This window comes from Paraphotobacterium marinum (assembly GCF_002216855.1).
Classification (GTDB): Bacteria; Pseudomonadota; Gammaproteobacteria; order Enterobacterales; family Vibrionaceae; genus Paraphotobacterium; species Paraphotobacterium marinum.
The window spans coordinates 966,461-983,025 of the sequence record NZ_CP022356.1 but is presented as its reverse complement, the minus strand read 5'-3'; the positions used below and the strand labels follow the sequence as shown (position 1 = coordinate 983,025).

Below are 16,565 nucleotides of genomic sequence, written 5' to 3'. Positions count from 1 at the left end.
TTACAATCAATGTAATTAACTTGAATTATTATATTTTTCCGAAAAAAATAAATTTACATTGTAAATATATACACTGTAACTTTTAAAATATATATTTTTATTCCTCACATATTCAACAAATTTAAATTGATATTTAGCACAAAATTAACACCTTTTTGTTGAGTTACTTTAAATTTGCTGTACAATTAGTTTAATTGTGATTATTAGGTGATAAATATGAATAGGGAATCAACCATTGATCATCTGCTAACGATAGCAGAACAAACTCAGCAAGTTCAATCGGATAGAATACAAATAGTTTTAGATGAAAGGAAAAAAGATCCATTCCCTCCCATGTCTAAAGCCCTTATGGAAACACGTTCTGGATTAACGAGAAGAAGACTCGATGATGCTATTGCTAAAATGGAAAGTGATGGTCATCAGTTTACTAAAAATAATGCAAACCATTATTCATTAACTTTACCTGAAGCTCACCAAATAATGGATTATGCAAATATACCAGCCTTTCATCAAAAAAAGAACCACGAGCATAAACCATGGATTATAAATATTCAAAATCAAAAGGGAGGTACAGGTAAATCAATGTCCGCAGTACATATGGCTGCAAGTTTGGCTCTAAATATTGAAAAAAGATATAGAATTTGTCTAATAGATCTTGATCCTCAAGGATCTTTACGGTTATTTTTAAATCCACAAATAAGTTCAAGTTCACAGGATAATATTTATTCTGCTGTAGATGTTATGCTAGATAATATCCCAGATGATGAAACAATCGACCGTGAATTTTTGTTAGAAAAAGTTTGTTTGCCAACACAATATCCAAACTTAAAAACAATTGCAGCTTTTCCTGAAGATTCAATGTTTAATGCAGAAGCATGGCAAGATTTAGCTGAGAATCAATCTTTAGATGGTGTTGTTAAATTATTAAAAGAAAAAGTAATTGACCGAATTTCTGATGATTTTGATATTATTATGATTGACACAGGACCTCATGTTGATCCACTTGTATGGAATGCAATGTATGCATCAAATGCATTATTGATACCATGTGCTGCAAAAAGGTTAGATTGGAGTGCTACTGTTAATTTTTTTCAGCATTTGCCAACTGTTTATCAAATGTTTCCAAAGGATTGGGATGGTTTAAAATTTATTCGTTTAATGCCGACAATGTTTGAAGATGATAATAAAAAACAAATGTCAGTTCTTACGGAAATGAATTATTTATTACGGGAAATCGTTATGATGGCAACAATTCCAAGAAGTCGTGCTTTTGAAACTTGTGCAGACACATATAGTACTGTTTATGATTTAACTATTCATGACTTTGAAGGTGGTAAAAGAACGCTTCAATCTGCTCAAGAAGCTATTCAAAAAGTAGGCTTAGAGTTTGAAAGAGTTCTTCATAGCTATTGGTCAACTTTAAAGAAGGATATTTAAATGGTTATTAAAACACAAGATTTGAATGCAAAGTTATTTGGTAGAGTGGATAAGCGAAAAACATCCAATAAAGAAGAAACAAAATTAGCTATGCAAGAAAAAGCACCATTCATTGAATTAAATGTTGCTGGTGAAGAGGCAATTACATTTAGATTAGTGAAAATTCCAGCAAATCAAATTGAAATAAAAACTAATGTGTTCGAGGAAAATGCGAGAGAGCAGGAGTTTCTCACAAAAAGTGCTTTATCTGATATTTTATATACCCTAGAAACTAAAGGCCAACAGTATCCCGCGATAGGAAGACAAAATGGAAATAAAATTGAGGTCTTAGATGGCAGTAGAAGAAGACAAGCTTGTATTTACGCTCAAAAAGAATTTCTTATTTATGTAGCTCAAAATGTCAACTCAAATCATGCTAAATTTTTATCTGATGTAGCAAATGCTCATAAGTCTCTTTCTCTTTATGAAAAAGGCAAAGAAATGAAGAATGCTTTGAAAACAGGGAAAGCTAGGGATCAGAAGGAGTTATCTAATCTTTTTCAATGTAGTGAGGCCTTAGTTAGTGGTGCTTTGAAAGCCGCTGACTTACCGTTAGATTTACTTAGAGTCTATCCTAATGTTAGTGAAGTCGGGCGTCCAACTATTGTAAAAATACACAAAATATTTAACCAGCTAACGCAAAAGGAAAAAGATTCAGTAATTCAGAAAATCCAGAAAACTGAATTTTATAAATTAAGTGATATAGGGACCATTGGTACAACCAGACTTATAAAAGAAGTGAGTATTAAATTAGAAAATATTATTAATTCAATCAGACCGGAAAATAAAAAGAGTGAGAATATTGGAAATTTACTATCAGGTAAGATTAATTACAAGCTTTCTAATAATAATCTTGCTTTAAAAATATCTGATATTAACGAAGAAAAAGCAAAAAAAATACTTATGATTTTAGAAGAGCACTTAACTTAACAGTTGTACTAAATTATTATAATTAAGTTATAATATTCATCATCATATGAGAAAACATATATTTGATGAAAAAAATTTTAGAAACCTTAGAACAAACCCAAAAAGCTAACATTAGAAATGTTATATTTGTTCGATCAAAAGATACTTTTTGGGTTTCTTTCATCGAAACTTTGAAAAAACAATTTTCAAAGTCATTTGTTCAACAAGAATATTATCAAAAAAATCAACTCAATAAGCTACTGGGTGATGAAGTAGACCTTGTTATCCTTGATTTCCGCCTAGATATAGATATTAATCTTCTTTCAATCTGTTCAGGAAGTATTCCTGGGAATGGTTGTATTGTTATCAGAATTAATCATCCCTGTGAATATTCAGATAATTTTTCAAAAAGATTTTTTTTAACTTTAAAAAATTCAAATTTAATTTTTTAGATTTATTTGAACAAAAGTATCAATATTTTAATATATCTAAAAATAATGTATACCCCCGAAATTTAAGCAATCCTGTTATATCTCAAAATGAATGCTTTCAAGCCAAAACAGAAGAACAGCTGTATATGGTCAAACAAGTAATTAAAGTGTATGAAGGGCGCTCTAAGAGGCCTTTAATTGTAACTGCAAGTCGAGGTAGAGGTAAGTCAACTGGATTAGCACTTGCTGCATTTTACTTGATGTCAAATCATAAAGTTAATATTATTGTAACTTCCCCCCATAAAAATAATGTTGTCGCTGTTTTTAATAAATTAGCAGAACTCTTTAGAGAATGCTTTAATTGGAAATTTGAATTTCAAAATTCCAGTATTCAATATATGTCCCCAGAGGATGCTGTGAAATATAATATTAGGCCATGTCTTTTATTTGTTGATGAAGCTGCAAGTATCCCTATAGAAATTTTAAAAGAGCTCGCATTATCTTTTAATAGAGTTGTATTTTCTTCGACTGTGCATGGATATGAAGGCACAGGAAGAGGGTTCGAAATTAAATTTAAAAAGTTTATGAAAATAAAGTTTCCTAATTGTAACTTTTTTGAATTGCATGAACCTATAAGATGGTCCACCGATGATCCGCTTGAATCTTGGCTCGATGAGTTACTTTTAGTAAATGATATAAGTCCTTCAAATATGATAGGTACTTTTAACAAAAAGTTTCTTAAAGTAGACAATAATTATCTTTCAAATAATGAAAATATTTTGAAGCAAGTTTTTACATTACTTGTGGATTCTCACTATCAAACGCAGCCGTCTGATTTAAAGCAACTTTTAAATAAAGGTAATTTAGTTGTTTTTTTGGTTATGGAAGGAGATACTCTTCTAGGTTGTGCATTAGTAGAGAAAGAGTATAATTTTTCTAAAGAAGATTCATTAAATATTTTTAGAGGGAGGAAGCGTACAAAAGGCAATCTTTTACAACAAAGTTTAAGTGTTTATTGTAATCAGTTTGATCTTTTGCTAAATAATTTTGGCCGCATCATGAGAATAGCAGTATTAAACAATCGAAGACAAGAAAAAATTGGAAGTGGTTTAATTAATCAAATTAGGAAATGGGCAACAATTAATGCTATAGACATAGTCGGCACAAGCTTTGGTATTGATAGTGAATTACTCAATTTTTGGTTCTCTAATAACTATAAACCGGTCAAATTAGGCATTCATAAAGACGCTTCTAGCGGTTTATATTCTATTGTAATGCTGGACTCCAAAATAAAAAGATATGATGAATTTGAACGTTTATTTGATCTCTTTAACTATTCATTTGTGAATTCTTTATCATCGACTTATAAAAATGAACCCATCGATTACTTATATACTATTCTTTTGAATATCAAATTACCATTTGAAAGCTTTCCTGATGAAAACACCTATATTAAAAAATATTTGAATGGACAAATGCATTATGAGTTTGTTGAATTTATTTTAAAGCAATGGTTAATAAAGGTTATTTATCAGAAAAAAGCATCTTTAGAAAATTGTAGCATCCTTATATTAAAAATTATTCAGTCAAAAGATTGGACTATATGTGCAAAAAAAAATAACTTAAATGGAAGACGTGAAACTGAAAAATTTTTAAAGCAGAAAATTTCAATTTTATTGAATCAAAAGAATTAAATTATTTTTAATATTATAAGGCCTCATTATAATAAACTATTTGTTCATCTAGCATATGTAATGTTAATGGTTTACAGTGTAAATGGTTTTACAGTGTAAATGGTTTTACAGTGTAAATGGTTTTACAGTGTAAATGGTTTTACAGTGTAAATGGTTTTACAGTGTAAATGGTTTTACAGTGTAAATGGTTTTGCAGTGTAAATGGTTTTACAGTGTAAATGGTTTTACAGTGTAAATAATAAATTACCAATAATTTTCAGTAGGTTAAAAAGCTTATTTTTTGATTTCAAGCTTACACAAATGAATTAATTAAAAATGCCAAAAAAGTTTAAGCTGAAAAATTTTATTGAGCATAGACTATAAATCTATAATGCAATAAAATATAAGATGAATGCCAATTAAATAAGGATAAAATTTATGTCAGCTGATTACGAGTCTTCACGAAGAGAATATCTTCAAGATAGATTAAATGATGGTGAAATGCCACCTAATCCGTTTAGTTTGTTTGAGGTTTGGTTGAAGGAATATGTGGAAAGTAAAGCTAAAGATCCAACGGCAATGGTATTGGCTACAGTAAATAAAGAAGGACAAAGCTTTCAGAGAATAGTTCTGATGAAGGAACTTACCAACGATAGTATTATTTTTTACACGAACCTGAAAAGCAACAAGGCTAATCAAATAAAAGAGTGTAATAAAGTTAGTATTAATTTTCCATGGCAATCAATGGATAGACAAGTTAATATGCAAGGAGAAGCAACCTTTTTAGACGCGGAAAAGTCCGAAAAATATTTTTTGAGCAGACCTTTTGAAAGTCAGATAGCTGCTTGGAGTAGCCCTCAGAGCCAAGTCATTGAAAGTAGAGGTTTTTTAGACAAAGCTTTCGAAGAAAACTTTAAAAAATTTTCTAAAGAAAACATAAAAAAACCAGAATTTTGGGGTGGAGTGGTTGTAAAAATTAATTACATAGAATTTTGGCAGGGTGGAGGCAAAAGGCTACATGATAGATTTCTATATCAAAAGGAAGGACAAAACTGGAATTTAAATCGATTAGCGCCCTAAGAATTATGATGTTGATCAAATTTAAAAAAAAACACATTGATTTTTGTCTCAAGTAAGAGACATTTTCATTTTTTATCATTAATATGTTCCCATGAAATTTTGACTGAAAAAATGGAAATTTAATGGTAATTAAAAACCCTAAAACAAGCATCCAACATGATCTAAGAGAATTGTGGACTGAAGTTGAAAATCACTATCTTGAAAAAGAATCCACAGTTTTAAATGCATTAATCAATTCTATATCTGTAACTGATGAGAAACGATCTGAGATCCAAAAGAAAGCAAAAGAACTAGTGACAGAGATCAGGGGTGATAAAACTTCTGTACAGTTCTTTGATGCAATAATGCTTGAATATGGATTAGATAATAATGAAGGTATTTTATTAATGTGTTTATCTGAATCATTGTTAAGAATACCCGATACGGAAACAATTGATTTATTTATTAAAGATAAGTTCAGCAGTGCAAATTGGAAAAAGCATTTAAAACAGTCTAAATCGATTTTTGTTAATGCGTCAACAAGAGGATTAAATCTTTCAGGTAAACTTGTTTTTTTGGATGCATCTTTAACAGAAAACCCATATTTGAAAGTTAATAAATTGGTTGAAAAATTATCAGAACCGATTTTGAGAAAAATTTTGTTCCAAGTTATCAAATTTATGGGGAAGCAATTTGTATTATCTGAAAATATTGATGATATCTTAAATGATAAAGTCAAAATCGATAAAGATAATCACACTTATTCTTTTGATATGTTGGGAGAGGCAGCTGTTACTGCAGATGACTCAGAGTCATTTTTTGATTCTTATCTTCATGGTATTAAAACAACAAGCTTAATATCTAAAAAACTAAAAAAAGAAAATTTGGCAAACATCTCTATTAAATTATCAGCACTTTATCCACGATATGAAGGCGTAAAAAAGGAAGAGGTTTTAGAATATTTATATCAAAAGGTTGTTCTGTTAGTTAAAGAAGCAAAACAACATGATATTGGAATTACTATTGATGCAGAAGAAGCAAGTAGGTTAGAGCTATCGCTGCTACTTTTTGAACAAATCTATACTTCTAATTTATGTAAAAATTGGGGTAAATTTGGGTTAGTTGTGCAAGCTTATTCCAAAGAGCTTTACCAGTTTTAAAATGGTTGAATAAACTGAGCCATGAACAAGAAACAATTATTCCAGTAAGATTAGTAAAAGGAGCATACTGGGATTATGAAATCAAAAATGCGCAACAATTAGGGTTAAATGAATACCCAGTTTTTACATTAAAAGAGTCAACTGATTTGTCATATATGGCATGCTCATCTTTTCTTTTAAGTGATGAGTGCCAAAAGTTCATGTATCCACAATTTGCAACACATAATGCATACACATTATGTATGATTGAAAGTATAGGTTATAAAAAAATTACGAGCTACAAAAATTATTTGGAATGGGTGATGTTTTATATAATCATGTAAGAATGATCAATAAAAAACCAGTCAGAATTTATGCTCCTATTGGAAGCTATGAAAATCTTTTACCCTATTTAGTGAGAAGATTACTTGAAAATGGAGCCAATAGCTCTTTTATTCATCAGTTATTAGATGATTCATATGCTATAAATGAAGTTGTCAAAGACCCGTTAAAGTATTTAATAGATAGTGGTTTAAAATCAAACCCTAAGATTGATTTACCTCAAAATATCTTTAGACCTTATAGGGATAACTCTAGCGGTGTTGACATAAATAATTTATCAAGCCAAATGAAATTACAACAAAATGTAATCCCTTATTTGAGTTGTTATTTTAACGCCAGTTCTATTGTTGCCGGTAAATGTTTAGACAGTAATAATAGAATCGAAATTAGATCTCCGTATGATCCAGAAAAAATAATAGGAAAAGTTGCATGGTCTAATGAAGATGATGTAAAAATGGCATTTAAATCTGCAGTTAATTTTAAAGAATCTTGGATTCAGACTCCTATTAAGACCAAAAGTAAAATGGCTTCTGATCTTGCTAATTTAATTGAAGAAAATAAACATGAATTAATAGCACTTAATATTATGGAAGCAGGTAAAACGTTTAGCGATAGTATTGATGAAATTAGAGAAGCCATTGATTTTTGTAGATTTTATGCATCCGAAGTGATGCAAATGGAACAAGATTTCCCAACTTTATTTAATGATAAAATTACCTATAAATATCAAGGAAAAGGAATTTGTGTCTGTATTAGTCCTTGGAATTTTCCAATAGCTATTTTTATAGGACAAATTGTTGCAGCTTTAGTTACAGGGAATTGTGTGATTGCAAAACCGGCACCTCAAACAAGCGTAATTGCTTTTAAATTAGGCAAATTAATTTTAGAAGCAGGGTTTCCTGAACATGCATTTCATCTTCTTTTGGGTGATGGAGTATCCTTGGGCAACAAAATTATAGAACAAAATAACATAGATCAAATTGTGTTTACTGGTTCAACACAGACGGCCTTACACATTAGAGATAAAATTGCTCAAGTTGAAACAAATATGATAGATATTATTGCTGAAACGGGCGGTTTAAATGTAATGGTCGTGGACAGTACGGCTCTATTAGAGCAAGCTGCTATTGATATTATACATTCAGCATTTTATTCAGCTGGCCAACGGTGTTCAGCATTAAGAGTTTTATATATCCAAGAAGATATATATCAAAAGCTTATTGATTTGATTATTGGAGCAACGATGCTTTTAAAAGTTGGCAGTCCTGAGCAAATGAATACTGATATTGGCCCTGTTATTGACAAGCAAGCTCAAAACATGCTGTTAACACACATAGAGCGCATGAAAAAGCTTGGCAAGATTATTTATGAACAAGAACAATTTAATAATGAAGGTCAATTTGTTTACCCAACAATCGTGAAATTAGACTCTATTAATGAACTAACCCACGAAATTTTTGGTCCAGTATTACATGTTATAAGTTACAAGCCTAATTCATTAGGTCATATAATTGAGGACATAAATAACCAAGGTTATGGATTAACACTGGGCATTCAAACTAGAAATCATATTTTAGCGAACTACTTGGAGAAAAATATAAAAGTTGGTAATACCTATATAAATAGAAATCAAGTTGGCGCGGTTGTAGAGTCACAACCTTTTGGTGGAATGGGTAAATCAGGTACTGGTCCAAAAGCTGGAGGTCCACTGTATTTAAAAGAATTATCTAAAAAAAATATTAATTTATGAGTAGTTATTTATGAGAAATCACTTTAAAAATATTGAAAAAGAACAAGAAGTTCATATGAATTGGGAAAATTTGAGTTTACAAAAAAGGTATGATGTTTTGTTATCTATGATAAATGGAGTTAAGAATATAAAATTAAAGAATATGATCTCTAACTCGCTTACCAATGATTATGACAAATTAAAAGAACACTCTAAACAATCTTCAATCACTGGAGAGTTAAACGAATATTATTATGAAAGAAAGGGAACAATTATTTTATATTTCAGTGAAGAAATTGAATTTGGCTTTTTTCTAAGTTTCATTTTTTGTCAATTATTAATCTCCAATAAAATAATAATGAATAACATTTTAGAGGAGTATTACTTATTATACGAAAAAGACTTAGATTTATTTCGAAATTTATTTGAACAACAAATTAAAATAGAATCACTGACTCAAATTCAAGAAAAATTAGAGAAGGATAAAGTTAATTTATTAGTTTTATTTGGAAACAAAATAAATGGATCGCAATTTAGTAAAATAGTAAGTAGAAGAAATGACTATATAATAAAAATAATTCATGAAAGTAACTTGCAAACACCTTTATGCATTATTGATCAAGATAGAGCATTTTCTTATTGTAATGAAAGAGTGAAAACCACCAATTTAACAGCGATTGGTGGTAATACTGATTTACTAGAAATTTAAAATATTGACTTGAAAAAGTGTTAAATACTATCCATAATTTAAAGGTATAAACAAATTGATTCTATCTGAATCCTACGTGTTTTATTAATTTAGTTGTTTATACCTTAGCTTTTGAAAAGCTATCGAATAAGCTTTCTACAGCTTTACGGGTAAAGGTTTTTTATAAACTGATACGGTACTCTCAACGTTTGAGACTTGAAAGCTTATTCCTTCCTATTGCACCGACTGTTTTTTGAACGTTTAAAATCAAATTTAAATATAATTCTTTACATTAAGTTACTTTATGCTTATCATTCTTTTTGTCAGGAGAGATGGCTGAGTGGTTGAAAGCACCGGTCTTGAAAACCGGCATACGTTTGTAGCGTATCTAGGGTTCAAATCCCTATCTCTCCGCCAAATTAAAAGAAACCGCTTAATTAATTCTTAAGCGGTTTTTTGTTTTATATCGCAATAAAGATATCTTTTTGTGGTAACCTAGTCTTAGGTTTGTGAAAGTTATAATTTTTTTCAGATTTCTTATATCCCATTACTAATACCAAATCGGCTTCATAACCATCTAATTCGGAAAAAACTCATTTTGAATTATATTCTTATCGATGCCTTCCATTGGCGTTGACTAGATACTTAATCGAGCAAATACATGTAATGCGTTGCCTAAAGCAATGTGTGTTTGGGCTTTAGTTCATTTAAAATTACTTCCATTCTTATCGGTATTTAATTTTACAATTATACATTGCTAATTTTTTTAATAAAATTGTTAAAAGTTAATAGGGTGTTAAAGTAAGTTATTTAATTTTTATGTTGTATATTAATGATTTCATTTTTATACTCTTAATATTTCATAGTCTTAGATAAATTTAAAGATTATCACTAGTATATATCTGTTAATCATAAAAATTGATTTGTACAAAGTTTTCTTTTAATTGTATTTATTAGTATGATAAAAACTTTTCCTAACTCTATAAGAAGTATCGTAATGTTAAAAAAAATAATCATTTTTTTACTTTTAACGCTTATATCAATGAATGTTGTTAGCAAAACTATTTATATTCAGTCTACGAAAATTCATGTTCATGATGGCGACACCTTAAATTTTTATTATCAGAGTAGGAAATATAAAATTAGAAGCAGTTGTATTGATACACCAGAGTTATATGGACCATCAAAATCAATTGGTTTGCAGTCAAAAAAGAAATTTATCCAGTTAATCAAAAATCATAAAGTGATTAAGTTTATTTTAAAGGGTAAAGATAGATATGGCAGGTACATTGGAACTTTATACGGAAATGATAGTGACATTAATTTACAGATGGTGAGGCAAGGGTATGCTTTTGTTTATAAAAAATATTGCCAAAATCCTGAATATTATTTTGCATTTAAACAAGCCAAATTAGAAAAAAAAGGGCTTTTTAGAGAAGGCAAACATATTACGGAGCCATGGAAATATCGAAGAAAATATCGTCCATAGAGTTGTCAATAATAAAGATTTTATTGAATTGATAAATTATATATTGATTAAAAAGTGGTGCATTAGAACTTCTTTAATGTTGTTCAAGAAAACAAAAAAAATATTTTTAAAAGTTTATTTTTTGCCTAAGGTTAATATTATTAACCTGTAAAAACTCATTTTATGAAACTTCCTGAACTAATTATAAGCATCATTAAGACCCAGAGGTGCGAGTATATTTTTGGTGTTCCAGGTGATTACAACTTGCGATTTCTAGATTATATTGTTAAGGATAAACAACTAAGTTGGGTAGGAAATTGCAATGAATTAAATGCAGGATATGCTGCAGATGGTTATGCAAGAGAAAATGGATTTGGTGTTTTAGTTACGACGCATGGCGTTGGTGAATTAAGCGCAGCAAATGCAGTAGCTGGGGCATTTTCAGAGGATGTCCCTTTGTTACAAATCGTTGGATATCCAAAACAAAGTATCTTGAACTTAGATTTGCCGGTTCATCATACATTGGCAAACTCAAATAAAAATAACTTTATCCAATCATATAAGCCATTATGTTGCGCTATTTCACTTTTAAATGAGCACAACTATTGCTATGAAATATCTAGAGTAATCCAAGAAATTTTGATCCAAAAAAAACCGGGGTATATTGGGTTACCTGTGGACTTGGTTGATCTCGATATTACAAATATGTGTAATGAAATAGAAATAAACCCCTACTATTTTACTCAGAAAGTATCGACTTCTATTTTGAATAACATTCAAAAAAAAATTATTAAGTCAAAAAAACCAGTACTTCTTATCGGTGAAGATATAAAAAAATTTAATTGGATAAATTCTGTTTTAAGTTTTATCAATACGGTAGGGATACCTTTTGCTTCGGCTTTATCTGCAAAGGCAGTCATTTCTGAGAACCATCCTTTATTTGTAGGAATGTATGCTGGTCAATATAACTTAGAAGGAAGAGCTAAAATATTTAATTCTGATTGTATCATTACTATTGGCACGAAAGACACAGATTTTACTACAGGTGGTTTTTCAGAGAGCCAGATTGACTTAAAAAATGTAATTCAAATCAGGCATGACTACATCAAGATAAGCAATACAATTTATCCAAGTAACCTAGATGTGAATGATTTACTTGAAAGATTAGGTAGTAAATTGTCACAACGCACAATTACTCATGAGGACATCAAAAAATGCAAAGTCAAAAGAGTTGGCTTTAACTTACAAAAAAAATTGGAACAAAATACTTTTTGGGCATATATTTCCTCTCACATCATAAAAGACAATGATATTATCGTGGCAGATACGGGAACTTCAGTATTTGGTTTACTAGATGAATATTTACCTCAAAAAATTAACTTTTATTCCCAACTTCTTTGGGCATCAATTGGATACTCTCTTCCTGCTTCTCTTGGATTTGCTTTAGCAAACAAAAATAAAAGAATACTTTTATTCATCGGAGATGGAGCTTTTCAATTGACAGGGCAGGAGTTAAGCAGTATTAAGAAAGTTAATGCGAATATTATAATATTCTTGATTTGTAACGAAGGGTATACAGTTGAAAGGGCAATTCATGGCCCTTATGAAGCTTACAATGATATTAGTGCATGGGACTATGAGATGTTTGCACGCTCTCTCGGTTTTTCATATGTTTATAAAGTTAACAGTTTACAATGTCTTGAGAAAATTAATATGAAAAGCCATCAATCTGAACCAGTTTTAATTCAATGTTTTTTTGATAAAATGGATATACCGTCCTTACTAAAAGAAGTAACTGATAATTTAAAAAAATAAAGCCTTTTCGAATACGCATTTTCAATTTAGAATATATGATTAATCATTAAATATTGAGTAAACGAATTTATGCAACTAGAAACTATTTTAAATACACCGAATGTAAATATTAGAAAAAAAAAATTTAATTTTACTGAAATTGATAGTTATGAATTGATTATTTTAATTGTTGAAGACTTCAATAATAACGAGTTTTTAGCAAGTTTAGATAGTTTAGAGTTGAAGAGTCGATTTAAAAAATCAGGCAATCAGCATAACTCAGATTATCTTACCCAAATTCCAAATAGTTCAGGTACGTACTTTTTAGCTTTAAAAAAGAGTATCCCCTTTACTTTTATGGATAAGTTAAAAAATAAGCTTAAAAAAATAGATAATTTGAAGGGAAATATTGCGATAGTTAATCAATCTAACAAATCAGATATAGCTCAATATGCATTAAGAACAACATTAGCTTTAAGTGCTAACTTACCTCAATATAAAAAAGAATCGAACTCCCACCTGATCAAAAACATAGAGCTTTTTAATGGCGGGTCGAAGAGTTTAATTAATGAAGTTATTGCAGGTCATAAAGGAAATTTTTTGGCACGTTCACTTTCTATATTGCCGACTAATTATTTAACTCCTCAAAAATATTTAAAAATTATCAAAGAAATTTGTAAACAATATAAATTGAGTTTAGAAGTTTATAATTATCAGACACTTAAAAATATGGGAGCTAACGCATTTTGTGCAGTTGGTAGAGCATGTCAAGATGAGTCATTCATTATATGTGTCAAAAGAAGAGTCGGTGATGTAAAAAACAAAGTGACCTTTGTTGGAAAAGGGATATGTTTCGATACTGGTGGAGTGAGTTTAAAAGATCCAACAGGCATGTATGGTATGCATGAAGATATGCAAGGAAGTTCAGTAGCTTTGGGAAGCTTGTTAGCAATATCTGATGCTGATTATCCGATTAATGTAGATTGTTATTTAGCTATTACACAAAACTTAATAGGAAGCGAATCTTATTTAGTTAATGAAGTAATTACAGCCTTAAATGGCACCACGATTGAAGTTACAGATACAGATGCAGAAGGAAGAATGGCTCTTTCTGATACATTGACTTTGGCTTCTAAGGAAAAATCTGATTTATTGATAGATTATGCCACTTTAACAGGCTCTGCTGTTAGAGCCGTTTCCACTCGTTACACTGCATTATTTACCCCTAACATTGACCGCATTGGCCATTTAGTTCATTTGGGTAACGAATCAGGTGAAAGAGTTTGGCCTCTTCCAATGTCGGATGATTTTGATCAATTATTATCGTCTGAGATTGCAGATACATTGCAATGTTGCGTGACATCAAGCCCTGATCACATTTTAGCAGCAAGGTTTTTACATAAGTTCATTGATCATAACAATGTTAAAGAATGGTGGCATTTAGATTTAGCATCAGCAGAAAATAAAGGTGGCCTTGGCGCTATCCCGACTAATACAACCGGAAATGGAGTGTTTTTTACAATGGCTGCAATTAAATCTCAATTTAAACTCTAATTTACAGTGTAAAAAAAGAATCAATTTAATTTGATTCTTTTTTTATGGGAAGGTGTTAGAAATTGGCTTTATTAAAAATAAAAGAGTTCGCACAGAAAAGTGGTGTCTCCCAAAGAACTTTGAGACATTATGACAAATTAGGTCTTCTGTCACCATCATATCGTGCTGATAATGGCTATAGATATTACAATAAGGATGATTTTTCTAGACTTCAACAAATTAATATACTTAAAACGTTTGGGTTTTCGTTAAAAGAAATACAACAATTTATAGATAATCATGAAAATATTAATTCATCCTTAAAATCACAATCATTTTTATTAAAATTAAAATCTCAAACCTATTTCAGAATAGCATCTTTAATGGATAATATCATTGAAAACCAAGAATCAATAAAATGGGAAGAATTTTATAAACTTGCACTTTTTCTTAAAACAGATTTAGAAACTTGGGAAGATTTAAAGCATTTACAATTAAAGAATGATTTGACAGATGAGTTTCGTATTGAATTTTTGGAATTTAAGAAGTATCAAAGTGATATTTCTAATCAGAAGGAAAGAGCTTTTTTTTTAGGTTTATGGTCAAAAATTGAGGATAAAGTTAAAGTTTTAATGGAGGAAGAGCGTTCACAGGGTAAGCTACAAGATCAACAAATTGAACTAATTATTGTTGATTACTTGAAATTTCTTAATAAAACCTTTTATGGCTCCAGAGATTTTTTATTAACAAGAAACTTTCATCAACAAATTACTGAAAAATATAGCTTTCTTCATAATCATAGTATTATTGAATGGATTGAAAATAAAGAACAACAACTTTGGATAGAAAAGATAGAAAAGTTATACAAAAACCGTCAACACGAAAATCAACTGCAACAAAGAAATGAATTTTTAGGTTTTCTTAATCATGTAGGGATAACGATTCCACTGTTTAAACAAATATACTTAATAAATTTGGAAAGTTATTATAGTGATACTATAAAATTAGAGTATGTAAAAAAGCTCTTAAATCTTGGAACATAGGACTAAACTATTATTAACTTAAGGTGTTATTTTGTTAAATCCTTTGAGTATTCAAATGACACCCTTTCAATCTTTAAGAGATTTGACTTATTAGAAATTCCTCCTCTATATCCACCAATTTTTCCACCTGTTTGAATGACTCTATGACAAGGAATAATAACTGAGATTGGGTTTTTATTATTTGCATTCCCAACTGCTCGAGCAGCCTGATTATTACCAACTTTTACAGCGAGTTCCTTATAAGAAATAGTCTGACCATATGGTATTTGCATGAGTTGCTTCCAAACTGAAATTTGAAATTCAGAGCCTTTTAATTTGATAGGTAATTCAAAAGCTGTAAGCTTATTAAGCTCATAATGTTTTAACTGTTGTCTGGTTTCTTTAAGAATAGGATTGGATGATTTCTGTTTTGAACTAACTGTCTCAGTTTCTTTTACCCACGTTGCTTTGAGTAGATAATCATTATCAGCTTCTAAAAGAAGCCTGCCTGAAAAGTTGAAATCATAAATAAAGTAATCAATCATTTTACTCAGTAATTTTTTCAATTTAATTTTATTAATATATTCTATATCAAATATACTTCATAACTATAATGAATAAACTTCTTTTTTTTTAAAACATTATAGTGATGACTATAAGATATTCATCATATCTATTGTATAATCAATTTTATTAACAAATTAAATACTCAAAATAATATGAAACAAAATGCTAGTAGCGATATGCTCTTTGTATATTTACATGGGTATAAAGGTTCGCCTATTTCGGAAAAAGGAAAAAAATTAAAAAAATTTTTATTAAAAAATTATACAGACTCAAAAATATATTTTCCATTGATGCGCGAAAATGGTATGAGTTCTTTTAAAAAATTGAACGATTTCTTTAATAATGAAAATAGAAATAAAATTATAATAGGAAGTTCATTTGGTGGTTTTTTAGCACACTTACTCAAACAAACTAGAAAGGATGTAAAAAGTGTCATTTTAATAAATCCTGTTTCTAGGTTAGATCTTTTGGTCCAACAAGAAAGGTTTTATGATGTTAGAGAATCTGCTTTAAGGCTATATAATTTATTGCCATCACAAAATTCAGTTTTAGATGACTATTTATTACTTTTACAAGATGATGATAACATTACCCCTTTTGAAGATGCCATTAGTTTTTATAAAGGAGCTAAGTGTAATATTCAGAGTGGACAGGGTCATAACTATCATCAGATAGAAATTGTTTTCAAAGAAATCTCTTCATTTATAAATCAGTATTTGTGAGATCTAGTTAATA

At 29.6% G+C, this 16,565-nt stretch carries 13 protein-coding genes, 1 tRNA gene and 1 pseudogene; 14 read left to right on the top strand and 1 reads right to left on the bottom strand.

Going from position 1 to position 16,565, the window contains the following annotated elements:
• Window positions 1-216 precede the first annotated feature (216 nt).
• From CF386_RS11750 to CF386_RS11685, 13 genes and pseudogenes are all read left to right on the top strand, one after another.
• Window positions 217-1,437: a ParA family protein gene (locus tag CF386_RS11750; RefSeq protein ID WP_089074621.1), complete on the top strand. Its 1,221-nt coding sequence runs from the start codon at window positions 217-219 to the stop codon at window positions 1,435-1,437.
• Window positions 1,438-2,406: a ParB/RepB/Spo0J family partition protein gene (locus CF386_RS11745; protein WP_089074620.1), complete on the top strand. Its 969-nt coding sequence runs from the start codon at window positions 1,438-1,440 to the stop codon at window positions 2,404-2,406.
• Window positions 2,407-2,471: 65 nt separating this feature from the next.
• Window positions 2,472-2,837, top strand: a complete 366-nt coding sequence (locus tag CF386_RS11740; RefSeq protein ID WP_089074619.1) for a tRNA(Met) cytidine acetyltransferase TmcA domain-containing protein — start codon at window positions 2,472-2,474, stop codon at window positions 2,835-2,837.
• A gap of 125 nt (window positions 2,838-2,962) precedes the next feature.
• Window positions 2,963-4,510, top strand: coding sequence for a GNAT family N-acetyltransferase (locus CF386_RS11735; RefSeq protein ID WP_089074618.1), 1,548 nt, complete (start codon window positions 2,963-2,965; stop codon window positions 4,508-4,510).
• 417 nt (window positions 4,511-4,927) lie between these two features.
• Entirely contained in the window at window positions 4,928-5,569 is a 642-nt protein-coding gene (gene pdxH, locus CF386_RS11730; RefSeq protein ID WP_089074617.1) for a pyridoxamine 5'-phosphate oxidase, read from the top strand.
• Between the two features lie 122 nt (window positions 5,570-5,691).
• Window positions 5,692-7,031, top strand: a pseudogene (locus tag CF386_RS13525) (proline dehydrogenase family protein).
• A gap of 2 nt (window positions 7,032-7,033) precedes the next feature.
• The gene (gene putA, locus CF386_RS13515) at window positions 7,034-8,779 is read left to right on the top strand and encodes a bifunctional proline dehydrogenase/L-glutamate gamma-semialdehyde dehydrogenase PutA (RefSeq protein ID WP_264080494.1); all 1,746 of its coding nucleotides are present in this window, start codon (window positions 7,034-7,036) and stop codon (window positions 8,777-8,779) included.
• A 10-nt stretch (window positions 8,780-8,789) separates the two neighbouring features.
• The gene (locus CF386_RS11710) at window positions 8,790-9,467 is read left to right on the top strand and encodes a hypothetical protein (protein ID WP_089074613.1); all 678 of its coding nucleotides are present in this window, start codon (window positions 8,790-8,792) and stop codon (window positions 9,465-9,467) included.
• 305 nt (window positions 9,468-9,772) lie between these two features.
• Window positions 9,773-9,863: transfer RNA gene (locus tag CF386_RS11705), tRNA-Ser, on the top strand.
• A gap of 580 nt (window positions 9,864-10,443) precedes the next feature.
• Window positions 10,444-10,935, top strand: a complete 492-nt coding sequence (locus CF386_RS11700; protein WP_158522407.1) for a thermonuclease family protein — start codon at window positions 10,444-10,446, stop codon at window positions 10,933-10,935.
• A gap of 162 nt (window positions 10,936-11,097) precedes the next feature.
• Window positions 11,098-12,729 (top strand): alpha-keto acid decarboxylase family protein, encoded by a 1,632-nt coding sequence (locus CF386_RS11695; RefSeq protein WP_089074611.1) that lies wholly within the window; start codon window positions 11,098-11,100, stop codon window positions 12,727-12,729.
• A gap of 69 nt (window positions 12,730-12,798) precedes the next feature.
• Complete coding sequence (locus tag CF386_RS11690) at window positions 12,799-14,262, top strand: M17 family metallopeptidase (RefSeq protein ID WP_089074610.1); 1,464 nt, start codon at window positions 12,799-12,801, stop codon at window positions 14,260-14,262.
• A gap of 62 nt (window positions 14,263-14,324) precedes the next feature.
• Entirely contained in the window at window positions 14,325-15,284 is a 960-nt protein-coding gene (locus CF386_RS11685; protein ID WP_089074609.1) for a MerR family transcriptional regulator, read from the top strand.
• Window positions 15,285-15,310: 26 nt separating this feature from the next.
• Here the strand turns inward: CF386_RS11685 and CF386_RS11680 are convergent, their stop codons facing one another.
• Window positions 15,311-15,808, bottom strand: a complete 498-nt coding sequence (locus tag CF386_RS11680; RefSeq protein WP_089074608.1) for a methylated-DNA--[protein]-cysteine S-methyltransferase — start codon at window positions 15,806-15,808, stop codon at window positions 15,311-15,313.
• A gap of 174 nt (window positions 15,809-15,982) precedes the next feature.
• Here CF386_RS11680 and CF386_RS11675 point away from each other — a divergent pair, with 174 nt between their 5' ends.
• On the top strand, window positions 15,983-16,552 hold the full coding sequence (locus tag CF386_RS11675) for an alpha/beta fold hydrolase (protein WP_089074607.1): 570 nt from the start codon (window positions 15,983-15,985) through the stop codon (window positions 16,550-16,552).
• Window positions 16,553-16,565 lie beyond the last annotated feature (13 nt).